Source organism: Escherichia sp. TW14182, from assembly GCF_000208525.1.
Lineage (GTDB): Bacteria > Pseudomonadota > Gammaproteobacteria > Enterobacterales > Enterobacteriaceae > Escherichia > Escherichia ruysiae.
Genome location: NZ_AEJZ01000112.1, coordinates 1 through 23,876, shown reverse-complemented (window position 1 = coordinate 23,876; position 23,876 = coordinate 1). Strand labels below are relative to the sequence as shown.

Sequence of the window (23,876 nt, the reverse complement as noted above, 5' to 3'; positions counted from 1 at the left end):
TAAGTTAAGGGATATCTCATGCGTACAGAATATTGTGGACAGCTCCGTTTGTCCCACGTGGGGCAGCAGGTGACTCTGTGTGGTTGGGTCAACCGTCGTCGTGATCTTGGTAGCCTGATCTTCATCGATATGCGCGACCGCGAAGGTATCGTGCAGGTATTTTTCGATCCGGATCGTGCGGACGCGTTAAAGCTGGCCTCTGAACTGCGTAATGAGTTCTGCATTCAGGTAACGGGCACCGTGCGTGCGCGTGACGAAAAAAATATCAACCGCGATATGGCGACCGGCGAAATCGAAGTGCTGGCGTCCTCGCTGACCATCATCAACCGCGCAGACGTTCTGCCGCTTGACTCTAACCACGTCAACACCGAAGAAGCGCGTCTGAAATACCGCTATCTTGATCTGCGTCGCCCGGAAATGGCTCAGCGCCTGAAAACCCGTGCAAAAATTACCAGCCTGGTGCGCCGTTTTATGGACGACCACGGATTCCTCGACATCGAAACCCCGATGCTGACCAAAGCGACGCCGGAAGGCGCGCGTGACTACCTGGTGCCTTCTCGTGTGCATAAAGGCAAATTCTACGCGCTGCCGCAATCTCCGCAGTTGTTCAAACAGTTGCTGATGATGTCCGGTTTCGACCGTTATTATCAGATTGTAAAATGCTTCCGTGACGAAGACCTGCGTGCTGACCGTCAGCCAGAATTTACCCAGATCGATGTGGAAACTTCTTTCATGACCGCGCCGCAAGTGCGTGAGGTAATGGAAGCTCTGGTGCGTCATCTGTGGCTGGAAGTGAAGGGCGTGGATCTGGGCGATTTCCCGGTAATGACCTTTGCGGAAGCCGAACGCCGTTACGGTTCCGATAAACCGGATCTGCGTAACCCGATGGAACTGACCGACGTTGCCGATCTGCTGAAATCCGTTGAATTTGCAGTATTTGCGGGGCCGGCGAACGATCCGAAAGGCCGTGTTGCTGCTCTGCGTGTTCCGGGCGGCGCATCGCTGACCCGTAAGCAGATCGATGAATACGGTAACTTCGTCAAAATCTATGGCGCGAAAGGTCTGGCTTACATCAAAGTTAACGAACGTGCGAAAGGTCTGGAGGGTATCAACAGCCCGGTAGCGAAGTTCCTCAATGCTGAAATCATTGAAGCCATCCTGGATCGTACTGCCGCGCAAGATGGCGATATGATTTTCTTCGGTGCCGACAACAAGAAAATTGTTGCCGACGCGATGGGCGCACTGCGCCTGAAAGTGGGTAAAGACCTTGGTCTGACCGACGAAAGCAAATGGGCGCCGCTGTGGGTTATCGACTTCCCGATGTTTGAAGACGACGGCGAAGGCGGCCTGACCGCGATGCACCATCCGTTCACCGCACCGAAAGACATGACTGCTGCCGAGCTGAAAGCGGCACCGGAAAATGCGGTGGCGAACGCTTATGATATGGTCATCAATGGTTACGAAGTGGGCGGTGGCTCTGTGCGTATCCATAATGGTGATATGCAACAGACTGTATTTGGCATTCTGGGTATCACCGAAGAGGAACAGCGCGAGAAATTCGGCTTCCTGCTCGACGCCCTGAAATATGGCACTCCGCCGCACGCAGGTCTGGCATTTGGCCTTGACCGTCTGACCATGCTGCTGACCGGCACTGACAACATCCGTGACGTTATCGCCTTCCCGAAAACCACAGCGGCAGCGTGTCTGATGACTGAAGCACCGAGCTTTGCTAACCCGACGGCTCTGGCTGAGCTGAGCATTCAGGTTGTGAAGAAGGCTGAGAATAATTGATATGACTTATAAGCGTCCCGTTTCGATCTTAGTGGTCATCTATGCACAAGATACGAAACGGGTGCTGATGTTACAGCGGCGTGACGATCCCGATTTCTGGCAGTCGGTAACCGGCAGCGTGGAAGAGGGTGAAACCGCGCCGCAAGCTGCCATGCGCGAAGTAAAGGAAGAGGTCACCATTGATGTTGTCGCTGAACAACTGACCTTAATTGACTGTCAACGCACGGTAGAGTTTGAAATTTTTTCACATTTGCGTCATCGCTATGCGCCGGGTGTGATGCGCAATACAGAATCATGGTTCTGTCTTGCGCTCCCGCACGAACGCCAGATTGTTTTTACTGAACATTTGGCCTACAAGTGGCTTGATGCGCCCGCAGCAGCGGCGCTCACTAAGTCGTGGAGCAACCGGCAGGCGATTGAAGAGTATGTAATTAACGCTGCCTGAACAGGCAGGGCTATTTGGAGATATTTTTTATGGCAGGTCATAGTAAATGGGCCAACACCAGACATCGTAAAGCCGCGCAGGATGCTAAGCGCGGTAAAATCTTCACTAAAATCATTCGTGAGCTGGTGACCGCAGCTAAACTGGGCGGCGGCGATCCGGATGCTAACCCGCGTCTGCGTGCAGCCATTGATAAAGCACTGTCTAACAACATGACCCGTGACACTCTGAACCGCGCAATTGCACGTGGTGTGGGCGGTGATGATGATGCGAACATGGAAACCATCATCTACGAAGGTTACGGTCCTGGCGGCACTGCAATCATGATTGAATGTCTGTCTGACAACCGTAACCGTACTGTTGCTGAAGTGCGTCACGCATTCAGCAAATGTGGCGGCAACCTTGGTACTGACGGTTCCGTAGCCTATCTGTTCAGCAAAAAAGGTGTGATCTCCTTCGAGAAAGGTGATGAAGACACCATCATGGAAGCGGCGCTGGAAGCAGGTGCAGAAGACGTTGTGACCTATGATGACGGCGCAATCGACGTCTACACTGCATGGGAAGAGATGGGTAAAGTACGTGATGCTCTGGAAGCGGCTGGTCTGAAAGCAGACAGCGCAGAAGTTTCCATGATCCCGTCAACCAAAGCCGATATGGATGCAGAAACTGCACCGAAACTGATGCGTCTGATCGATATGCTGGAAGACTGTGACGACGTGCAGGAAGTTTACCATAACGGTGAGATCTCTGATGAGGTTGCAGCGACCCTCTGATGAGGCCGGCTAAACAACAAAACGGAGACGCGTGATGGCTATTATTCTCGGTATTGACCCGGGTTCGCGCGTTACCGGCTACGGCGTTATCCGTCAGGTGGGCAGGCAACTGTCCTACCTGGGCAGTGGATGCATACGCACCAAAGTGGATGATTTACCGTCTCGTCTGAAGCTCATCTATGCGGGCGTGACGGAAATCATCACCCAGTTCCAGCCCGATTATTTCGCAATCGAACAAGTCTTTATGGCGAAGAATGCCGACTCTGCCCTGAAACTGGGGCAGGCACGCGGCGTGGCGATTGTGGCGGCGGTGAATCAGGAATTGCCAGTATTTGAATATGCGGCACGTCAGGTAAAGCAAACGGTGGTAGGTATTGGTAGTGCCGAAAAAAGCCAGGTGCAGCATATGGTGCGCACTTTGCTAAAACTACCCGCCAACCCACAGGCGGACGCCGCCGATGCGCTGGCGATTGCCATCACCCACTGCCATGTCAGCCAGAATGCGATGCAGATGAGCGAATCGAGGCTGAATCTGGCTCGCGGGCGACTGCGTTAAGTTATACCGCCTCGGTCAGTTTTTGCTGAGGCGTTACTACTCCTTCTGCATGTATTAACGCCAGATCCGGATGATGCCACAAACTCGCTGGAGTGACCGTTTTACGCGCCCACGGAATCGAACCTAAAAACCAGAATTTCCAGAAGGTGAGTTTTGCATTCGGATTGCTGTTTAACAGTTCTTCAAATGTCTCTATTTCACCCACCGGGATACATAGCGCCTCTTTATAAATATCAAAAACGAATTTTGAACAGAACTGGCGGGAAGATTCGTATTTAAAACCGGTATGGTAGAGCTTGCGTAGCCGGGAGGGAACCTGTTCTACCAGCCGTTGTTTTTGCTGTTCTGTTAGCCCGGCACCTAATCGCTTTACTGCATAGCGTTGGTTAGCAGAGCGTTTAATAAAGCGGGACAGTGTGGTTATGGTGGAAAGGGGAACACGGCTTTCTGCGACCAGATAATCATCGCTGTCATGACCGATAATGATCCCGACGTGATTACTCCAGCAATTTGATGCGGCAGATATTTGACAAAATAATCCAGCACCTATACATGTAAATACAATATCGCCAACTTCATATTCAGAAGGGTAATTAATTTTCACTTTGTCATTCCATTGAAATAATATGAATATGCGTAATACCATAAAAAATATTTTTTGCAGGAGCAGAAAGGTTTATTTTTTGTAGATTTATCCACTAAATATTTAACATTAAAATATTTATTATAAATATGGCTTAGCGGATCAATTATACTGCGCCATTTTTCAGTTCATCGAGACGACTCGCAATTTTTCTTCATCCTTCGCTGGATATCTATCCAGCATTTTTTTATCATACAGCCTTATCTTTGATTCATTACGCAGGAGCGTCATGTGATAGGCAGGCTGAGAGGCATCATTCTGGAAAAACAACCCCCGCTGGTGTTACTTGAAGTGGGCGGCGTAGGCTATGAAGTGCATATGCCGATGACCTGTTTTTATGAACTCCCTGAAGCGGGCCAGGAAGCGATTGTTTTCACCCACTTTGTGGTGCGTGAAGATGCGCAGCTACTGTATGGTTTTAACAACAAACAAGAGCGCACGTTATTTAAAGAGTTGATCAAAACTAACGGCGTGGGACCGAAACTGGCACTGGCTATCCTCTCGGGTATGTCAGCGCAGCAGTTTGTAAATGCCGTTGAGCGTGAAGAACCTGCGGCACTGGTGAAATTACCTGGCATTGGTAAGAAAACTGCTGAACGCCTGATCGTTGAAATGAAAGATCGCTTTAAAGGTCTGCATGGCGATCTGTTCACACCGGCTGCCGATCTGGTATTGACCTCACCGGCAAGCCCGGCAACCGACGATGCCGAACAGGAAGCTGTTGCTGCGCTGGTGGCGCTGGGCTATAAACCACAAGAAGCCAGCCGCATGGTGAGCAAAATCGCTCGCCCTGATGCCAGCAGTGAAACATTAATTCGCGAAGCCCTGCGCGCCGCGTTATGAGGTAAAGGATGATTGAAGCAGACCGTCTGATTTCTGCCGGTACGACTTTGCCGGAAGATGTGGCAGATCGCGCCATTCGCCCCAAACTACTGGAAGAGTATGTTGGTCAGCCGCAGGTTCGTTCACAGATGGAAATTTTCATCAAAGCGGCGAAACTGCGCGGCGATGCCCTTGATCATCTATTGATTTTTGGTCCTCCGGGTCTGGGTAAAACCACACTTGCCAACATCGTCGCCAATGAAATGGGCGTCAATTTACGCACCACGTCCGGCCCGGTACTGGAAAAGGCGGGTGATCTGGCGGCGATGCTCACCAACCTTGAACCACACGATGTGTTGTTTATTGATGAGATCCACCGTCTTTCGCCTGTGGTGGAAGAAGTGCTGTATCCAGCCATGGAAGACTACCAGTTGGATATTATGATTGGTGAAGGCCCGGCAGCGCGTTCAATTAAAATCGATCTCCCCCCGTTCACCCTGATTGGCGCGACAACGCGTGCTGGTTCATTGACATCGCCACTGCGTGACCGTTTCGGTATTGTGCAGCGCCTGGAGTTTTACCAGGTGCCTGATTTGCAATATATCGTCAGTCGTAGCGCACGGTTTATGGGGCTTGAGATGAGTGACGATGGCGCGCTGGAAGTGGCTCGCCGGGCGCGAGGTACGCCACGTATCGCCAACCGCCTGCTGCGTCGTGTGCGAGATTTCGCCGAAGTGAAGCATGATGGCACCATCTCGGCGGATATCGCTGCTCAGGCGCTGGATATGCTGAACGTTGATGCTGAAGGTTTCGATTATATGGATCGCAAGTTATTGCTGGCGGTGATCGATAAATTCTTCGGTGGGCCGGTTGGCCTGGATAACCTGGCAGCGGCCATTGGCGAAGAGCGTGAAACTATTGAGGATGTGCTGGAACCTTATTTGATTCAGCAGGGCTTTTTGCAGCGGACGCCGCGCGGGCGTATGGCGACAGTGCGTGCGTGGAACCACTTCGGGATTACGCCGCCAGAAATGCCGTAGGCCGGGCAAGGCGTCTGCACCGCATCCAATATTAAGCTCTCGGCAAGGTGAAGCCAGACAGGCGCTCCCGCAGGAGCGCCGAATTGATTAGCGACCAAACAGGTCACGTTTTTTCGCTTTAAACGGCTGAGAGAGTACCACCAGCACTGCGACAATCAGGTAAGCAACAAAAATACCGAGCAGCCACTGCGGCATATCCAGACCTAAAAAATTCCACTGACGCTCAGCGCAATCACCAGAGGCGACAAACACTTGTGGCACCCATTTATCCAGCGGCAGCCAGTCCGGGAATCGAACCATGAAATCACAGGTCATAAACGGTGAAGGATAGAGCTGGAGCATGGTGTGCTCGTAAGTTAATTGCACGCCACGAAAAGCACTATACAGCCAGATGATCATCGCCACATAACGCAGCGGAGTTTTCGGGGCGATAGCGCCAATCAGCGCGGCGCCCAGAATGCCGAATAACGCACAGCGTTCATAAATACAGAGCACGCAAGGTTTAAGTAACATCACATGCTGGAACCACAGCGCCGTCAGTTCCAGAGCCAGAGCGGTAAACGCCATTAACAGCCACGCCCCCCGGCCTTGTGAACATTGGTTCAAAAATCGCAACATAATAATTTCCCTGCAATATGCATCGAATGCGCAGTTTAAACCAATTCATTCGTTGCGCCACCAGGAGGGAGTAAAAATAGGATGTAATTGAACAATTATCGGGCGGAAAGGCAAACCGGGCATAAATATGCCCGGTAAGTTGTTATCAAAGCGTTGCAATCCACCCCATTTGCATAAACCATTCAGTTACAGGAGCAAGCGTAAACTCTACGCAGAGTAATCCGACGAGGGTCAGTACGAGAGTGTAGGGCAGAGCCATCCACACCATGCGGCCATAAGAAAGACGTATTAATGGCGCGAGTGCTGAGGTCAACAGGAATAAGAACGCAGCCTGTCCGTTCGGCGTGGCGACGGAGGGCAGGTTGGTTCCGGTGTTAATGGCGACTGCCAGCAGTTCATATTGCTTCAGTGTAATCGCGCCGCTTTCCATTGCCGCTTTTGCTTCGTTGATATAAATCGTCCCTACAAAGACGTTATCCGAAATGGAAGACAGCAAACCGTTGAAGATATAGAACAGCGATAGCTGAGCGTGTTCTGATGCCTGCAATACAAACTGGATAATTGGGGAGAACAGTTGTTGGTCGATAATCACCGCCACTACCGAGAAAAAGACCGTCAACAGTGCGGTGAATGGCAGAGACTCGGTGAAGGCTTTGCCGATAGCATGTTCATCAGTTACACCGGTCAGTGATGTCGCCAGAATAATGACAGACAAACCAATCAAGCCGACCTCTGCCAGATGCAAAGCCAGCGCGGTGACCAGCCAGACGCCGATAATCGCCTGGACAATCAGACGAATTTTATCCTGACGTGTACGCTGGAGACGGCTTTGATCGTCAAACTGTTGCAGTACTTCGCGGACTTTCTCCGGCAGCGTTTCGCCGTAGCCAAACCAACGCAGCTTCTCCACCAGCAGGCAGGTTAACAGGCCGCAAATCAGGACAGGGACGGTCACCGGTGACATGCGCAGGAAGAAATCGCCAAAATGCCAGCCAGCAGCTTTGGCAATGATCAGGTTCTGTGGTTCGCCTACCATAGTCATCACGCCGCCTAATGCAGTGCCGACACCCGCATGCATCATCAGGCTACGCAGAAAGCCACGGAACTGCTCCAGAACCACTTTGTAATGCTTGTCGATATGGCTGTCGTCTTGCAGGTCGGTATCTTCGGTGCGGGAAGAAGCTACGCGGTGATAAATGCCATAAAAACCAACTGCAACGCTGATCACTACGGCAACGACGGTTAAGGCATCGAGGAACGCAGAGAGAAACGCCGCCGCCATGCAAAAAGAGAGCGACAGCAGCATTTTGGAGCGAATGCTTAACAGTAAACGGGTAAATATGAACAGCAGAAGCTGTTTCATAAAATAGATGCCCGCCACCATAAACATCAGTAACAGCAAGACTTCAAGATTTGCCGCCACCTCTTCACGGACGTGTTCCGCACTGGTCATGCCGATGAAGACAGCTTCGATAGCCAACAGACCGCCGGGGAGCAGCGGATAGCATTTCAGAGCCATCGCCAGAGTGAAAATAAATTCCGCGACAAGCAGCCAGCCAGCAACAAAGGGGCTGATGAGGAAAATTAATGGGTTAACAATTAAGAAAATAATAAGGGCAAGTTTGTACCAGTCAGGTGACTGACCCAAAAAATTGCGCCATAACGCGCGGCCCCAGGAGATCTCCATGATGGTTTCCCTTACCTTACAAATAATAAATGATGTTTTTATGTTAGAACGCAAAGCTTAACGGTCAGGGGGGAGCGAGGCAAGTCTTGATAGTCAAGGGGAAAGAGATACAGAAAATGAAGCCTTGATCCCTTTTTTCTTCTTTTTGTCTGCTATCAGCGTTGTTAGCCCTCTGGTATGATGAGTCCAACTTTGTTTTGCTGTGTTATGGAAATCTCACTATGGTCATTAAGGCGCAAAGCCCGGCGGGTTTCGCGGAAGAGTACATTATTGAAAGTATCTGGAATAACCGCTTCCCACCCGGGACTATTTTGCCCGCAGAACGTGAACTTTCAGAATTAATTGGTGTAACGAGAACGACGTTACGCGAAGTGTTACAGCGCCTGGCGCGAGACGGCTGGCTGACCATTCAACACGGCAAACCGACGAAGGTGAATAATTTCTGGGAAACCTCCGGGTTGAATATCCTTGAGACGCTGGCGCGACTGGATCACGAAAGTGTACCGCAACTCATAGATAATTTGCTGTCAGTGCGCACCAATATTTCGACCATTTTTATTCGCACCGCGTTTCGTCAGCATCCTGATAAAGCGCAGGAAGTGCTGGCAACGGCTAATGAAGTGGCCGATCACGCAGACGCCTTTGCTGATCTGGATTACAACATTTTTCGCGGTCTGGCGTTTGCCTCTGGTAACCCGATTTATGGTCTGATCCTTAACGGAATGAAAGGGTTGTATACGCGCATTGGTCGTCACTATTTCGCCAATCCGGAAGCGCGTAGCCTGGCGCTGGGCTTCTACCACAAGCTGTCTGCGTTGTGCAGTGAAGGTGCTCACGATCAGGTTTACGAAACAGTACGCCGTTATGGGCATGAGAGTGGCGAGATTTGGCACCGGATGCAGAAAAATCTGCCGGGTGATTTAGCCATTCAGGGGCGTTAATCCATCCATACTGATGACCAACGCATAGTTGCCTGATGCGCTATGCTTATCTGGCCTTTTGAATTTGTGATGCTTTGCAGGCGGATAAAGCGTGTACGCCGCATCCGGCAAAAATGACCCCTCCTCAAATGAGGAGGGGTTTTTTTATAGATTCCCCATTCTTGGCGGGCAGCGTTCCAGCAACTCGACGCTGCCGTCTTCGTTTTGCTGTTCCAGCATCACATCAAATCCCCACAGGCGATGTACATGCTTCAGCACTTCTTTACGCCCCCGATCCAGCGGTGCGCGGTTATGTGGAATGTAACGCAGCGTCAGCGAACGGTCGCCGCGCAAATCCACGTTCCAGATCTGAATATTCGGCTCCAGATTACTTAAGTTATATTGCGACGATAAACGGTTACGGATCTCCCGATAACCTTCCTCATTATGAATGGCGGAAATCTCCAGATAATTATGCCGATCGTCATCCAGCACGGTGAAGAAGCGAAAATCACGCATTACCTTCGGTGACAGGAACTGGCTGATAAAGCTCTCATCTTTGAAATCACGCATCGCGAAATGCAGCGTTTCCAGCCAGTCGGAACCGGCGATATCCGGGAACCAGTATTTGTCTTCTTCCGTTGGCGACTGACAAATCCGTTTAATATCCTGAAACATAGCAAATCCGAGGGCATACGGGTTAATTCCGCTGTACCACGGGCTGTTATAGGGCGGCTGGAAGACCACATTGGTGTGGCTATGCAAGAACTCCAGCATAAAACGTTCGGTCACTTTCCCTTCATCATACAGATGGTTAAGGATGGTGTAGTGCCAGAAGGTCGCCCAGCCTTCGTTCATCACCTGAGTCTGTTTTTGCGGATAAAAATACTGGCTCACTTTACGTACAATGCGCAGGATTTCACGCTGCCATGATTCCAGCAGCGGTGCATTTTTCTCCATAAAATAGAGCAGATTTTCTTGTGGCTCGGACGGATAGCGGCGCGCTTCGGCAACGGTTTTCTCTTCCTCGCGCTTAGGCAGCGTTCTCCAGAGCATATTGACCTGGCTCTGCAGATACTCTTCGCGACTTTTCTGCCGGGCTTTCTCCTCTTGCAGCGAGATTTTTTGTGGGCGTTTATAACGATCCACACCGTAGTTCATCAGCGCATGGCACGAATCCAACAGCTTTTCTACCTCATCAACGCCATAGCGTTCTTCGCACTCGGTAATGTATTTGCGGGCGAAAATCAGGTAATCGACAATCGAACTGGCATCGGTCCAGCTACGGAATAAGTAATTGTTTTTGAAGAAAGAGTTGTGGCCATAACAGGCGTGTGCCATCACCAGTGCCTGCATGGTAATGGTGTTCTCTTCCATCAGATAAGCGATACACGGATTAGAGTTAATGACGATTTCATAGGCCAGCCCTTGCTGACCGTGCTTATACAGACGCTCGGTTTCAATAAACTTTTTACCAAACGACCAATGCGGATAGTTAATTGGCATACCGACGCTGGAGTAGGCATCCATCATTTGCTCTGATGTAATTACTTCAATCTGGTGCGGGTAGGTATCCAGCCGGTAGAGTTTTGCCACCCGGTCTATCTCTGCCAAATAAATATCCAGCAGGTCGAATGTCCAGTCAGGTCCATCGCTCAAACGTGTGGAGTCCTTATTCATAGAATCGATCGTCGCCATACGCGCACCTCATTGTTGTCGGCGCTCTCTGTGTGGAACACCTCATTTCAAGCATAGAACACCAGTTAAAAACCGCGTCGCTGGAGAATTTTTTTCTTTGCGATTTCTTATTATCGGAGCGCCAATAATTAGCTTCTGAACGGAATTTTCTGCTGGATATAAAGCGCGACCAGCAGGAGATACCAAAGACGCCATATTCCCGCAAAGTCAGGGAGATGTGAGCCAGCTCACCATAAAAAAGCCATATGTTGAATAATATTTTCATCTGGGTTATCAAGATGTAATTAGATTATTGTTCTTTTACTGTATCTACCGTTATCGGAGTGGCTATGCGAGTTGTCATACTGGGAAGTGGTGTGGTAGGCGTTGCCAGCGCCTGGTATTTAAATCAGGCTGGACACGAGGTCACCGTCATTGATCGGGAACCTGGGGCAGCACTTGAAACCAGCGCAGCAAATGCCGGGCAAATTTCTCCTGGATATGCCGCGCCGTGGGCGGCGCCAGGCGTGCCTTTAAAAGCGATTAAATGGATGTTCCAGCGACATGCGCCGCTGGCGGTTCGTCTCGATGGTACGCAATTCCAGTTGAAATGGATGTGGCAAATGTTACGTAACTGTGACACCAGCCACTATATGGAAAACAAAGGTCGGATGGTGCGCCTGGCGGAATACAGCCGTGATTGCCTGAAAACATTGCGCGCCGAAACCAATATTCAGTATGAAGGACGGCAGGGCGGGACGCTGCAACTGTTCCGCACTGAACAACAGTATGAAAACGCCACTCGCGATATCGCCGTACTGGAAGATGCAGGCGTGCCATATAAGTTACTGGAATCCAGTCGCCTGGCGGAAGTTGAACCTGCGCTGGCGGAAGTTGCGCACAAACTGACTGGTGGCCTGCAACTACCCAATGACGAAACCGGTGACTGTCAGCTCTTTACCCAGAATCTGGCGAGCATGGCGGAACAGGCGGGGGTAAAATTCCGCTTTAATACACCAGTCGATCAGCTGCTTTGTGACGGCGAGCAGATTTATGGTGTGAAGTGTGGTGGTGAAGTAATTAAGGCCGATGCGTATGTTATGGCATTTGGCTCTTACTCGACGGCGATGCTCAAGGGCATTGTCGATATCCCGGTTTATCCGTTGAAAGGTTATTCTTTGACCATTCCGATTGCGCAGGAAGACGGTGCGCCGGTGTCCACCATTCTTGATGAAACCTACAAAATCGCCATTACCCGTTTCGATAACCGTATCCGCGTTGGCGGAATGGCGGAAATTGTTGGCTTTAACACCGAGCTGTTGCAACCGCGTCGTGAAACGCTGGAGATGGTGGTTCGCGACCTTTATCCGCGCGGCGGCCATGTTGAGCAGGCCACGTTCTGGACGGGGCTACGTCCGATGACGCCAGATGGCACGCCGGTTGTGGGGCGTACACGCTTCAAAAATTTGTGGCTGAATACCGGTCACGGTACGCTTGGCTGGACGATGGCTTGCGGTTCTGGTCAGTTGTTAAGCGATCTGCTTTCTGGCCGCACGCCAGCGATCCCGTATGAGGATCTAAGTGTAGCGCGCTACAGTCGTGGATTTACGCCATCACGTCCAGGCCATTTACATGGCGCGCACAGTTAAGGAATCGAGATGACTCGTCCGATACAGGCCAGCCTCGATCTGCAGGCATTAAAACAAAATCTGACCATTGTCCGCCAGGCCGCGCCGCATGCACGCGTCTGGTCGGTGGTAAAAGCGAACGCTTACGGGCACGGTATCGAGCGTATCTGGAGCGCGCTCGGGGCGACCGATGGTTTTGCGTTACTTAATCTTGAAGAGGCCATTATCCTGCGCGAGCGCGGCTGGAAAGGGCCAATCCTGATGCTGGAGGGTTTTTTTCATGCTCAGGATCTGGAAATTTATGACCAGTACCGTCTGACCACCTGCGTGCACAGTAACTGGCAGCTCAAAGCACTGCAAAATGCGCGGCTAAAAGCGCCGCTGGATGTTTACCTTAAGGTGAACAGTGGAATGAATCGGTTGGGGTTCCAGCCCGATCGCGTGCTTACTGTCTGGCAGCAGCTGCGGGCGATGGCGAATGTTGGCGAAATGACTTTGATGTCGCATTTTGCCGATGCGGAGCATCCTGATGGGATTTCTGGCGCGATGGCGCGTATTGAGCAGGCAGCGGAAGGTCTGGAGTGTCGGCGCTCGTTGTCTAATTCGGCGGCAACCCTGTGGCATCCGGAAGCGCATTTTGACTGGGTTCGACCTGGCATTATTTTATATGGTGCTTCGCCGTCCGGTCAGTGGCGCGATATCGCCAATACCGGATTACGCCCGGTCATGACGTTAAGCAGTGAGATTATTGGTGTTCAGACGCTAAAAGCGGGCGAGCGTGTGGGCTATGGCGGTCGCTATACTGCGCGCGATGAGCAGCGAATCGGCATTGTCGCCGCCGGATACGCCGACGGCTATCCGCGTCATGCACCAACCGGAACACCTGTTTTAGTGGACGGGGTGCGCACCATGACGGTGGGGACAGTCTCGATGGATATGCTGGCGGTCGATTTGACGCCTTGCCCACAGGCGGGGATTGGTACGCCGGTTGAGCTGTGGGGCAAGGAGATCAAAATTGATGATGTCGCCGCCGCTGCCGGAACGGTGGGCTATGAGTTGATGTGCGCGCTGGCGCTACGTGTACCTGTTGTGACGGTGTAACTTGTGCAAGCCGGATAAGACGCACACGTCGTATCCGGCGATACAAACTCCATCAAATTTTAGATTCGGCTTCGTCCTCTGCCACCCGAACGCCGATCTTCAACACTGCATTATCTTCTTTCTCAGCCACCGTCCAGATCATCCCGGCAAACTCTACCTGGTCACCGACCACCGGTGCCGCACCTAACAACTGCTGAACAATTTCACCCAGCGTTTGCTGTTTATCGCGATACTCCCGACCATCTTCCAGACCATAAATCAGCGCCACATCGGCATATTTCGCGCTGGCTTCGAGAATGAAGTCACCAAAGAAGCGTTGATCCAGCGCGACAGGCGGCGACTGGCTAAACAGTTTTCCGAGTGCCGGAAGATCGCGTTCCCGACCAATCACACATAATACGTCGCCTTCACGCAGTCGGGTGCTGCCGGTGGGGTGAAGCAACTGGTTATCACGAAACAGTGCCGCAATGCGCGTCTCTTTTGGCATATGCAGGTCGCGCAGCGCCGCGCCCACGCACCATTTATCGGCACTCAATTGGTAAACAAACTGCTCCCACGGATTTTCCGGATGAATATCCAGTCCAACGCGTGACACCGGACGTCCCACTGGCGGAACCACTACTTTAGCTTTTTTCGCTGCCCACGACAGCGATGTTCCCTGCAATAGCAGTGAAACCAGAACTACGAAGAATGCGACATTAAAGAACAGACGCGCATTATCCAGCCCCGCCATCATCGGGAACACCGCCAGGATGATCGGCACTGCGCCGCGTAATCCCACCCAGCTGATAAACACGCGCTCACGCAGATTAAAACCACGGAACGGTAGCAATCCGGCAAATACCGAAAGAGGACGGGCGAAGAATATCATCCATGCGGACAAAATGAGCGCCGGAATGGCAATAGGCAGCAGGTCGCTTGGGTTAACCAACAGTCCCAGCACCAGGAACATGGCGATTTGTGCCAGCCAGGCGAGGCCGTCGAAATTTTGCAGAATGCCGTAGCGGTTGCGAATCGGACGATTACCCAGCAGGAAACCGCACAGATAAACAGCCAGAATGCCGCTGCCTTCCAGCGCCGTGGTTAAAGCAAAAATCAAAATACCGCCGCTTAATGCCAGCAATGGATACAAGCCCGCAGGCAGGGCGATGCGGTTAATCATCTGCAGCAGTAAATAACCACCGCCAAGACCGATTACGATCCCCAGGCCAAATTGCTGCAGAATATCGACAACGAACATCCAGCTAATAGTGCTTTCATGCTGCTGGATCATCGCAATCAAGGTAATTGTCAGAAAGACCGCCATCGGATCATTGCTGCCGGACTCTATCTCCAGCGTCGAGCCAACACGTTCGTTAAGCCCTTTGCCGCCAAGCAGAGAAAAGACCGCTGCGGCGTCGGTAGAGCCGACAATTGCGCCGATTAATAAACCTTCAATCAAATCAAGATTAAACAGCCATGCCGCCATCATGCCGGTTAAACCGGAGGTGATAAGCACGCCCAGCGTCGCCAGTGAAAGAGCAGGTCCTAACGCCACGCGAAATGAACTGGCCTGGGTGCGCATTCCGCCATCGAGCAAAATAATCGCCAGTGCCAGGTTACTTACCATGTAGGCAAAAGGATAATTATCAAACGGAATGCCGCCGACACCATCGACCCCAGCCAGCATACCGATCGCCAGGAAAATAACCAGAATCGGAATGCCAAGGCGGGAAGAAAATGAACTAAGTAAAATACTACTGGTGACAAGGATGGAGCCTAAGATGAAAAGGCTAATAATTGTTGCGGCATCCAACGGTCGGTTACTCCTGATTACGCTGTCTCGTACTATAAACCTACCATATTCACGGCAGAAACAGCGTTTTACTTAGCCCGGAAGCGTGATTTTTTTACGCTTTAAGAACAGGATGACCGCTAATCGTCAATTGTGTACCGTTTTTGGCGTTTTTGAGGATAGCATGTGCGCCCAACGGGAGGGTAACTGTGCGTTGTTCATGACCAAAGTCGAGGCCGGTAATCAGCGGAATCGACAGGCGGGAACGCAAGAACGTGTACACCGACGCCAGGTTGTAACCCGCGTCATAATCATTGGGCGTGCTGCCACTAAAGCTGCCGAGAATAATCGCCTTCTGGCGCTGTAAAATTCCAGCATGATAAAGCTGTAATAACATGCGTTCGACACGGAACGGATGTTCGTTGATGTCTTCCAGTACCAGAATACCGTTCTCAATTTGTGGCATCCACGGCGTACCGATAAGCGAAATCAGCATCGCGAGGTTGCCTCCCCACAGTGTTCCTTCTGTCTGACACGCCGGGCCTTCCCCTTGCCATTCAATGCTGAACGTTTCATTGCGTAACGCCAGCCAGAAGTGATGCTCGGTAAAGGCATTCAGCTCATCCGCGCCAAAATTTGCCACCAGCATCGGGCCGCTAAAGGTGATGACATTGCCTTGTGCCAGAAGACCGCACTGAATGGCCGTAAAATCGCTATGCCCGCAGATAAGCAACGGATCATTTTGTTGGCGAGCCACCAGAGCCTGCCAGTCAATATCCGCCAGTAAGCGACTGGCACCGTAACCGCCGCGTACTGCCAGCACGATGGTGTTGGGCGAAGTCAGTCTGGCAAGGAAATTGAGATCTCCCAGACGCTCCGTTTCCGTACCAGCAAAACGTTCACAACGACGGGCGATAACCCCGACGTTATTGACCTGATGCCCTGCATCGGTAAGGCGCTGAATGCCGCGCTGTGCGGCGTGCTGATTAATGCAGTAACCCGACGGGGCAATTAAGTGAAACTGATACATGGCAATTCCTTGCTGACAACAGAAACGAAATGTATATCATGCCGCTTAGGTGTGCCGTTGTCACCTCAACGGCGATTCCAGGCGATAAGGATAGATGAAGTGAAATTGAGATGGTTTGCCTTTTTGATTGTGTTATTAGCGGGTTGTTCTTCAAAGCATGACTATACGAACCCGCCGTGGAATGCGAAAGTCCCGGTACAACGTGCGATGCAGTGGATGCCAATAAGCCAGAAAGCCGGAGCGGCCTGGGGTGTCGATCCGCAATTGATCACGGCGATTATCGCTATTGAATCAGGCGGTAACCCGAACGCGGTAAGTAAGTCGAATGCTATTGGTTTGATGCAGTTAAAAGCCTCAACCTCCGGACGTGATGTTTATCGACGCATGGGCTGGAAAGGTGAGCCGACGACCAGCGAACTGAAAAACCCGGAGCGCAATATCTCAATGGGGGCGGCTTACCTGAATATTCTGGAAACCGGCCCGCTGGCAGGCATTGAAGATCCGAAGGTCCTGCAATATGCGCTGGTGGTGTCATACGCTAACGGGGCTGGTGCGCTGCTACGGACTTTCTCATCAGATCGGAAAAAAGCGATCAGCAAAATCAATGATCTGGATGCTGATGAGTTCCTCGATCACGTAGCAAGAAATCATCCTGCACCGCAGGCACCACGCTATATCTACAAACTTGAGCAGGCGCTGGACGCGATGTAACTCAGTCGCGTACTTTGTCCGCTTTCTCCCGGGCTTCCCGTTCGAGTGAGAATATAATCCGCTGTAATTGCCGCTCCACCGTCGGGCTGACGTTAAGAAAACGAAAGCTCAGGCGGGGAGTGGAGATCGTTTCATTTCTGCTATCAATCACTTTGCGCTCGCTGATGGTCAGTAACTGGGCGTCAAAGTGAAAAACGCCCCATTGTCCCATGTTGACTTCAATCTGTGCGAAGCGCATACCTTCGTGCAACCCGCCTGGTTTTTCCGTTTCCAGTAATGCACCCATGCCACCTAGCGATAAATCACTCAGGCGAAAACGTAACGTACTGTTATCCGTCAGTTTGGTCTGACAATAATAAGGCGGATGAAGTGGGGCGGAGATGCGGAAATATCTGCGTCGTTGCACAAACCATAATGCGGGAGGGGGAGTGGCGATAAACGCCGGAAGCTGCAAATATTCACTTTGCTGTAATTGCGCAAGGGTAAATTCGATTTTGGCGCCTTGCGTTTCGGCGGTAATAGTGATTTGACGCGCTTTAAGCACGGCATTGTTGTCTTCTTGCTGACTACCAAAATCCAGCACCAGTTTATCAGGGCTTATCGCCAGTATATTGCTGATCAGCTGACCATCTGACCAACTGATACGCAGTGGCACTGCGGCTTTATGTAAATCGCGTAAAACGCCCAGGACTGCTAACGGATTTTGTTTCAGGAACTGCTCATGGTAATGACTCACGCGGAAAAACTCCTGACCGACAAACTGTCTTTGGTTTATCGGTAGGGACTAACAAAACTTAATACAAATGCGTGAATTTTTTTTACAACTTACGACTAATTCAACCGACAGCCTCCCTCCATTGATCCTGTGCTTGCCTATACTTAGAGCGTTGACGTAAGCATTTCTTGCGTCCGATTCATCGAAACGAGGGCCTGAACATGGGAATTATTGCCTGGATTATTTTTGGCCTGATAGCCGGCATTATCGCCAAGCTGATCATGCCAGGGCGTGATGGTGGTGGATTTTTCCTGACCTGCATTCTCGGGATAGTCGGTGCGGTTGTCGGCGGCTGGCTGGCGACCATGTTTGGCATTGGCGGCTCCATCAGTGGTTTTAATTTACATAGCTTCCTGGTGGCGGTGGTCGGCGCTATCCTGGTGCTGGGGGTATTCCGCCTCCTGCGAAGAGAATAACGTAATATTTCTGGCGGATAGCGGTGCAGGCATCGCTATCCGCTTTCAAATTATGTGTAAACCTCACGGTGTTTGAAAACCAGATAAAACGGCAACGTCATCCAGATAAGCAGAATGACGCTGTCGGGAGAAGAAAAGATTAAGGTGTGGGTTCTGTGACTTTTGTTGGCTGCGTTGCGGAAGCACTGGTCGGGCGCGTTGCCGGAACGTTGTCACACGGTTTTTCTTTCGGGCAGATCAAATCCAACATTTTCAGCGTTACGCCGTTGGTCCAACCAAAACCATCCTGCAACGGATATTCGCCACCACCGCCACCTGTTCCGGTGGTGCTGACATCATATTTCTCCACCAGCTTTTTCTCCCGGTCATAGGTGTGCTGAACATTGGTCAGAAAGTGCCAGCTAATGTCCATCGCTACATCTTCCTGCCCGTAGTTTTGCAATCCTTCAGTAGCGACCCATTGTAACGGCGCCCAGCCATTTGGCGCGTCCCATTGCTGCCCACTTTTCACCGAGGTGGTGTTCAGTCCGCCAGGTTGCAGCAGATGCGTTCTGGTCGCCGTTGCCATTTTACTGGCGCGATCTTTCGCTGCTGCATTAACGTACAACGGGAACAGGGCGGCGGCAGTTAACTGATTACGTACTTTATTACTCTTCAGATCGTAATCGGCATACCAGCCGTGTTGATCGTTCCACAAGTATTTTTCGATCCCTTTCTGACGGGAATTTGCCAGCGTTTCGTATTGACTGGCCATCGCGTTATCCCCGGCGGCTTTACTGGCGCTGGCAAGGATTTTTTCCATTTTATACATCAGGCTATTGAGATCGACCGGTACGATGCTGGTGGTGCGTAATGTATTTAACTGCTGAGGATTGTCCATCCAGCGCGAGCTGAAATCCCAGCCAGATGCGGCGGCGGAACGCAGGTCACGGTAAATTTCAGTGGCAGGGCGATTTGGATTGCTTTTCGCGGTGGCAATATCCTCTACCCATGACTCCGGACGCGGTGTATCGCGGTCGTCCCAGTAGCGGTTAAGAATCGTGCCATCCTTGAGCTTTACAACGCGCTTTTCCTGTTGCCCGGCTTGCAGATTTTCAACGCCGTCCATCCAGTAAGCATATTCTTTTTGTAGTTGTGGCAGATACTGTTTCAACGCGGCGTCGCCTTCATGTTGCGCCAGTAACTCCACCATCAACGCAAAGAAAGGCGGCTGCGAACGGCTTAAATAGTAGCTGCGGTTCCCGTTGGGAATGTGTCCATAAGTATCTATTTCATAACCAAAATTCGCCACCATATCCGCCACTTTATCCCAGTGACCGCTTTCGCCAAGCCCCAGCATGGTGAAGTAACTGTCCCAGTAATACACTTCCCGAAAACGACCTCCCGGCACGACATAGGGTTTCGGCAATGGCAACAGAGAGTCCCATTTTTCGGTGCTTTCCGTTGTGCGGGTTAATACCGGCCAAAGTCCATCAATATGTTCACGCAGCGACTGTCCCTTCGGCGGGACATGCTTCTCGCCTTCTTTTGGCAGGGTGAAATTAACTTTCACGAAGTGACGCAAATCAAACCCGCTCTGGTTCTGTTGCATCCGATAGTCAGCGAGGATCATTAGCGGGTCGCTGTTGGGCACGGCGTCGGCAAAAGTTTTTTGATCAGGAAAAAGTTTGGCGTTTTGAACATCGTCAAACAACGGTCCCAACAAAATATCAGGTGATTGTGGTGTGACGGCGATTTCTTCCGCCTGTGCCGATAGCGTGGCAAAACACAATAAAACGGTGGTGGGAATTAACGCCATTCTTTGCAGGTGACGAGGGACACGTGGTTTCATCAATCATTCTCCTTTGGCGATACCGAACAAAACGGTAATCAAGTATCAGAAAACCTTAGTTCAGGATCGCGGCAACTGCATGATTGAAATCTCATTCTGCGAAGTGTCAGGCATTATGGACGATGTAATTAACGGCCTAAATAGTGTTGCAATATATTCATAAAATATATGTTGTTTATTAAATGGGCAGTGACTTTTGTTGTGTGATCACAGAAGAAAAAAATCATAAGAATTTAATGAAAAAACATAATAGACCGACCAAAAACTTCCGTGAAGAATTGTGCCAGTGAAAGGTATTCCGTGAAGTAAATTTATAGATAAGGATAAAACATGTCTAATGTGGAAAAATTGCCAATAAAAGAAAAAATAGGCTATAGCCTGGGCGATGCCGCCAGCCATATCGTCTTTGATTCTTCTGTTGCCATCCTCGCTTATTTCTATACCGATATTTATGGTCTGCCGCCAGCCGTAATGGGAACCATGTTTTTACTGGTGCGTCTACTGGATGCAATTACCGATCCGATTATGGGGGCAATCGCCGATGCAACCTCATCTCGTTGGGGGCGTTTCCGTCCGTGGCTGTTGGCCATCTGTGTACCATTTGCGGTCAGTTGCGTGCTGGTTTACTCCATTCCTGATTTCTCTGATAGCGGTAAGGTTGTCTACGCGGTTGCTGCATATATATTTATGACATTAATGTATACGGCCATTAATATTCCTTACTGCTCATTGGGCGCGGCGTTGACATCCGATCCACGTGAAAACCTGTCATTGCAATCCTGGCGTTTTGCCATCACACCTATTGGCGGTGCGTTAGGTACAGCATTTATCCTGCCGGTCGCTGACTTCCTCTCGCCAGGCGATCGGGCTACTGGTATCCAGATTGCGATGGCGGTGTTTGGCGTTATTGGCTGCATTATGTTTTTAATCTGTTTCCTGACCACCAAAGAGCGGGTACAACCTATTCAGGAAGAAAATCTGAATATTGCGCGCGATTTGAAGATTCTTTTTAAGAATGATCAGTGGCGCATCCTCTCTGTTTATAATTTTATGATGCTGGTGGCGGTGGTTATCCGTGGCGGTGCTGTTGTTTATTATGTTAATACCGTTTTAAATAAAGGTTCAGATATTCTTACCTGGTTTATGCTCGGCGGAATGTTTGCTTCTATGTTAGGTTCTGTACTGGCGAAACCATTTGGTACTCGCTTTTGTAAAATTAAACTTTCATTCTGGGTTAATATTATTAATGCGGCGTTGGGCGTGCTCTGTTATTTCCTGCCGGTGGAATACTGGGTTATTCCATTACTGGCTCATCTGGCAATTCAGATTATTCAGGGCGGAAATGGCGCACTCCAGTGGTCGATGATTACCGATGCGAATAACTATGGTGAATGGAAAACGCGTCGTCGTATTACGGGGATGAACGTTGCTGCGAATATTTTTGTCATCAAACTGGGCGTTGCAGTAGGTGGGGCGGTGATTGGTTGGGTACTGGCTTATTATGGCTATGCAACCAGTAGCACAACTCAATCCGCTAATTCAGTACAGGGCGTAGTGTTACTGTTTACCCTCCTGCCGGCATTCTTCTACTTCCTGACTGCAATTTCTATTAAGTTTTATCTGTTGAATGAAGCGAAAATGAACAAAGTAGTACAGGATTTACAACATGGCCAGTACGCTGGCTAATAGCGTAAGGCTTTCCCGGATGGCATCGTAACGACGCCATCCGGACACTGGTTTAGCCATCATGGCTAAAACGTTGTGTTTTAACGTCCAGAGTTAACGTCTCTTCAGGTTGTACCGCGTACAGTTTTTCACCCTGTAAGCAAACCCAGCCAATACCCAGTTCACGGGCAATTAAGGCGCTATGGGATACCGGACTTCCGGCACTAAGGCAGATGCCTTTAACGACCGTCGGATCCAGTTGCAGCACGGTGGAGGGGTAAATGTTCTCTGCCAGCAAAATGGTTGGTGCGCTAAATTGCGGTAGTTCTTCTTTTGTCTGTGTCAGATGGAGCAGGGTGCGATGCAGAAGATCATCCACATCGATATAGCGCGCCTGCAGATATTCATCATCAATCTGCTGATATTGCTGGCTAAGTTCTTTAAGAACCTGCTGCCAGGCATACTCTGCGGTGCAATGTTCATGCAGAAGAAGTTCGCTTGCTGCTGCCAGCAGTTCAGGATCGTCTAACAGAGTATGGTGACCGGAAAAGATCGCGGCGATATCGTTAAGCCCGCTTGCTTCTGCCTTTGCCGTTAACGTCATCAGGTCTAACAACGTAAAATCAATTGCCTGGCGTAATCGTTCCTGTTCTTGTTCCACCGTAAGGACTGATTTCGCCTGTACGGCGCATAAAACGGGTTGATAATAAAAGGCTTTCCCCGTAACAGGATTAACCTGGTGCAGCGTTGGCGGCGTAATATCTTCTGTTTCACCAAAGTTATCTTCAGCCAACTGGCGGAAAGCGGCCAGCGCCTCTTCAGCTTCTGGCCCTTTCACAATCAGGCGCAGAGTATCGTTATAGCGGACTTGTAATAGCGCAATCTGGTTAATACTTTCCGGCGTGACGCATTTGCCGTTTTTCTCCAGTAACATGTCTGCATTAAATACCGATAAGGTATAGACCAGTCGAGAGGCCGGGCGCACGTGGAGGCCGTTACGGTTTTTAATCACCACAGCCAGGGAACGGGCTTCTTCATCGTGCGGCGGGCATGTGTCAGATATCTCACTGGCGGATGACGGTAAACCCAGTTGTTCGCGTTTGGCTTCCAGCGCAGACATAGCATCATAAATAACTTTGTCGATATCGGCACCTGATGCCGCGCTAACTGTTGCCGCCAGAGTTCCTTCGACCAATGGCGCTGCGCACAAACGTACTTTTGCGGCGATCTCTGGCGCCAGCAATTCCAGAGCGGTTTCTGCACTCAATAACGCGCTCCCCATGTCCATCATAACCAGCACATGGTCGGCATCAGCAACGGATTCGATGGCTTCCATCACTTTGACGGCATCAGTACCAATGGGATTTTGCGGGTCATCAATCCCAGCGGCAATGGCGATTTTACAACTATCGCTCATTAACATCTGACGGGCTAATTCACCGACACCTTCACCCAGCCGGGCGCTATGTGAAACTATGACCAGGTTTACCATCACCAATTCCTTACTCTTTCGCGGCTAACGCCAGCATTTGCATCATAAACATCACGGAGGTCGCGCCAGGATCCTGGTGACCAATACTGCGTTCGCCGAGATAACTGGCACGGCCTTTGCGAGCTTGCATCGTAATCGTGCTTTGTGCAGCGGATTCAGCGACACTGCTGGCTGCGTCGAGCGCAGCCGGAACAGAGAGATTTTGCTCGCTGGACTGGCGTAACGACTCAACCACTGGTTCCCAGACATCGCACATGGTTTTATCGCCAGGTTCGGCTTTCCCCCGACTGATTACGCCGTCCACACCATCGCGAAACATCTGATAAAGCTCTTCCTGCGTCAGGCTCTGGCGCGCCTGAGTCGCCTGCGCGGCGCGAATAAAGAATGTACCGAATAGCGGACCACTGGCTCCACCGACGCTGGAAAGCAGTGTCATACCGGTATTTTTGAGGATGAAACCAATATCCTTGTCCTCAATGGCGGG

General features: G+C 50.8%; 22 protein-coding genes and 1 pseudogene. 13 read left to right on the top strand and 10 right to left on the bottom strand.

Features of this window, described 5'->3' with window-relative positions:
* The first annotated feature begins 18 nt into the window (after positions 1–18).
* From aspS to ruvC, 4 genes are read left to right on the top strand one after another with little or no spacing between them, the layout of a single operon-like run.
* Positions 19–1,791 carry an aspartate--tRNA ligase gene (gene aspS / locus EQY_RS0110755; protein ID WP_001258658.1) on the top strand — a complete coding sequence of 591 codons (1,773 nt, stop codon included), beginning with the start codon at positions 19–21 and terminating at the stop codon, positions 1,789–1,791.
* Positions 1,784–2,236: a dihydroneopterin triphosphate diphosphatase gene (gene nudB / locus EQY_RS0110750; protein ID WP_077629663.1), complete on the top strand. Its 453-nt coding sequence runs from the start codon at positions 1,784–1,786 to the stop codon at positions 2,234–2,236. Before aspS ends, nudB begins: the two co-directional genes overlap by 8 nt.
* A 29-nt stretch (positions 2,237–2,265) precedes the next feature.
* Positions 2,266–3,006 (top strand): YebC/PmpR family DNA-binding transcriptional regulator, encoded by a 741-nt coding sequence (locus EQY_RS0110745; protein WP_000907234.1) that lies wholly within the window; start codon positions 2,266–2,268, stop codon positions 3,004–3,006.
* A 34-nt stretch (positions 3,007–3,040) separates the two neighbouring features.
* Positions 3,041–3,562, top strand: a complete 522-nt coding sequence (gene ruvC, locus EQY_RS0110740) for a crossover junction endodeoxyribonuclease RuvC (RefSeq protein ID WP_001295503.1) — start codon at positions 3,041–3,043, stop codon at positions 3,560–3,562.
* Between the two features lies 1 nt (position 3,563).
* Here the strand turns inward: ruvC and EQY_RS0110735 are convergent, their stop codons facing one another.
* A complete protein-coding gene (locus EQY_RS0110735; protein ID WP_000701082.1) occupies positions 3,564–4,166 on the bottom strand; it encodes a YebB family permuted papain-like enzyme in 603 nt (200 codons plus the stop codon).
* Positions 4,167–4,436: 270 nt separating this feature from the next.
* Here EQY_RS0110735 and ruvA point away from each other — a divergent pair, with 270 nt between their 5' ends.
* Both ruvA and ruvB read left to right on the top strand, forming a co-directional pair.
* Positions 4,437–5,048 carry a Holliday junction branch migration protein RuvA gene (ruvA, locus tag EQY_RS0110730; RefSeq protein WP_000580342.1) on the top strand — a complete coding sequence of 204 codons (612 nt, stop codon included), beginning with the start codon at positions 4,437–4,439 and terminating at the stop codon, positions 5,046–5,048.
* 8 nt (positions 5,049–5,056) lie between these two features.
* Positions 5,057–6,067, top strand: a complete 1,011-nt coding sequence (ruvB, locus tag EQY_RS0110725) for a Holliday junction branch migration DNA helicase RuvB (protein ID WP_000568522.1) — start codon at positions 5,057–5,059, stop codon at positions 6,065–6,067.
* 87 nt (positions 6,068–6,154) lie between these two features.
* On the opposite strand, the gene dsbB is transcribed toward ruvB, so the two are convergent.
* Positions 6,155–6,685 carry a disulfide bond formation protein DsbB gene (gene dsbB, locus EQY_RS0110720; protein ID WP_000943447.1) on the bottom strand — a complete coding sequence of 177 codons (531 nt, stop codon included), beginning with the start codon at positions 6,683–6,685 and terminating at the stop codon, positions 6,155–6,157.
* A 145-nt stretch (positions 6,686–6,830) separates the two neighbouring features.
* Positions 6,831–8,372: a Na(+)/H(+) antiporter NhaB gene (gene nhaB / locus EQY_RS0110715; protein ID WP_000406374.1), complete on the bottom strand. Its 1,542-nt coding sequence runs from the start codon at positions 8,370–8,372 to the stop codon at positions 6,831–6,833.
* A 221-nt stretch (positions 8,373–8,593) separates the two neighbouring features.
* Between nhaB and fadR the strand changes: the two genes are divergently transcribed.
* Positions 8,594–9,313, top strand: coding sequence for a fatty acid metabolism transcriptional regulator FadR (gene fadR / locus EQY_RS0110710; protein ID WP_010350948.1), 720 nt, complete (start codon positions 8,594–8,596; stop codon positions 9,311–9,313).
* 144 nt (positions 9,314–9,457) lie between these two features.
* Here fadR and EQY_RS0110705 read toward each other — a convergent pair whose 3' ends face one another.
* A complete protein-coding gene (locus EQY_RS0110705) occupies positions 9,458–10,990 on the bottom strand; it encodes a SpoVR family protein (protein WP_000190825.1) in 1,533 nt (510 codons plus the stop codon).
* Positions 10,991–11,319: 329 nt separating this feature from the next.
* On the opposite strand from EQY_RS0110705, the gene dadA reads away from it, so the two are divergent.
* Genes dadA through EQY_RS27435 form a run of 3 tightly spaced genes read left to right on the top strand, consistent with a single transcriptional unit; the run spans position 11,320 to position 13,885 of the window.
* On the top strand, positions 11,320–12,618 hold the full coding sequence (dadA, locus tag EQY_RS0110700; RefSeq protein ID WP_001266918.1) for a D-amino acid dehydrogenase: 1,299 nt from the start codon (positions 11,320–11,322) through the stop codon (positions 12,616–12,618).
* Between the two features lie 9 nt (positions 12,619–12,627).
* Positions 12,628–13,698 (top strand): catabolic alanine racemase DadX, encoded by a 1,071-nt coding sequence (gene dadX / locus EQY_RS0110695; protein ID WP_000197887.1) that lies wholly within the window; start codon positions 12,628–12,630, stop codon positions 13,696–13,698.
* A 1-nt stretch (position 13,699) separates the two neighbouring features.
* Positions 13,700–13,885 (top strand): hypothetical protein, encoded by a 186-nt coding sequence (locus EQY_RS27435; RefSeq protein ID WP_441294659.1) that lies wholly within the window; start codon positions 13,700–13,702, stop codon positions 13,883–13,885.
* On the opposite strand, the pseudogene EQY_RS0110690 reads toward EQY_RS27435, so the two are convergent.
* Together EQY_RS0110690 and ldcA are read right to left on the bottom strand one after the other, a co-directional pair.
* Positions 13,823–15,493: pseudogene (locus EQY_RS0110690) on the bottom strand (potassium/proton antiporter); the annotation flags it as partial. The gene EQY_RS27435 and the pseudogene EQY_RS0110690 overlap by 63 nt on opposite strands.
* A gap of 94 nt (positions 15,494–15,587) precedes the next feature.
* Positions 15,588–16,502 carry a muramoyltetrapeptide carboxypeptidase gene (ldcA, locus tag EQY_RS0110685; RefSeq protein WP_000284198.1) on the bottom strand — a complete coding sequence of 305 codons (915 nt, stop codon included), beginning with the start codon at positions 16,500–16,502 and terminating at the stop codon, positions 15,588–15,590.
* Between the two features lie 99 nt (positions 16,503–16,601).
* On the opposite strand from ldcA, the gene emtA reads away from it, so the two are divergent.
* Entirely contained in the window at positions 16,602–17,213 is a 612-nt protein-coding gene (gene emtA, locus EQY_RS0110680) for a membrane-bound lytic murein transglycosylase EmtA (RefSeq protein WP_000776968.1), read from the top strand.
* A 1-nt stretch (position 17,214) separates the two neighbouring features.
* On the opposite strand, the gene ycgR is transcribed toward emtA, so the two are convergent.
* Positions 17,215–17,949 carry a flagellar brake protein YcgR gene (ycgR, locus tag EQY_RS0110675; RefSeq protein WP_000020173.1) on the bottom strand — a complete coding sequence of 245 codons (735 nt, stop codon included), beginning with the start codon at positions 17,947–17,949 and terminating at the stop codon, positions 17,215–17,217.
* Between the two features lie 200 nt (positions 17,950–18,149).
* Here ycgR and EQY_RS0110670 point away from each other — a divergent pair, with 200 nt between their 5' ends.
* Complete coding sequence (locus EQY_RS0110670; RefSeq protein WP_000511315.1) at positions 18,150–18,404, top strand: GlsB/YeaQ/YmgE family stress response membrane protein; 255 nt, start codon at positions 18,150–18,152, stop codon at positions 18,402–18,404.
* 139 nt (positions 18,405–18,543) lie between these two features.
* On the opposite strand, the gene EQY_RS0110665 is transcribed toward EQY_RS0110670, so the two are convergent.
* Positions 18,544–20,235, bottom strand: a complete 1,692-nt coding sequence (locus EQY_RS0110665; RefSeq protein ID WP_000804565.1) for an alpha,alpha-trehalase — start codon at positions 20,233–20,235, stop codon at positions 18,544–18,546.
* 330 nt (positions 20,236–20,565) lie between these two features.
* Here EQY_RS0110665 and EQY_RS0110660 point away from each other — a divergent pair, with 330 nt between their 5' ends.
* On the top strand, positions 20,566–21,921 hold the full coding sequence (locus tag EQY_RS0110660; RefSeq protein WP_000072949.1) for a glycoside-pentoside-hexuronide (GPH):cation symporter: 1,356 nt from the start codon (positions 20,566–20,568) through the stop codon (positions 21,919–21,921).
* A gap of 52 nt (positions 21,922–21,973) precedes the next feature.
* Here EQY_RS0110660 and dhaM read toward each other — a convergent pair whose 3' ends face one another.
* Together dhaM and dhaL are read right to left on the bottom strand one after the other, a co-directional pair.
* The gene (dhaM, locus tag EQY_RS0110655; RefSeq protein ID WP_024212517.1) at positions 21,974–23,392 is read right to left on the bottom strand and encodes a dihydroxyacetone kinase phosphoryl donor subunit DhaM; all 1,419 of its coding nucleotides are present in this window, start codon (positions 23,390–23,392) and stop codon (positions 21,974–21,976) included.
* Positions 23,393–23,402: 10 nt separating this feature from the next.
* Positions 23,403–23,876: dihydroxyacetone kinase subunit DhaL (gene dhaL / locus EQY_RS0110650; protein WP_000295952.1), on the bottom strand; the 474-nt coding region annotated here is incomplete at its 5' end.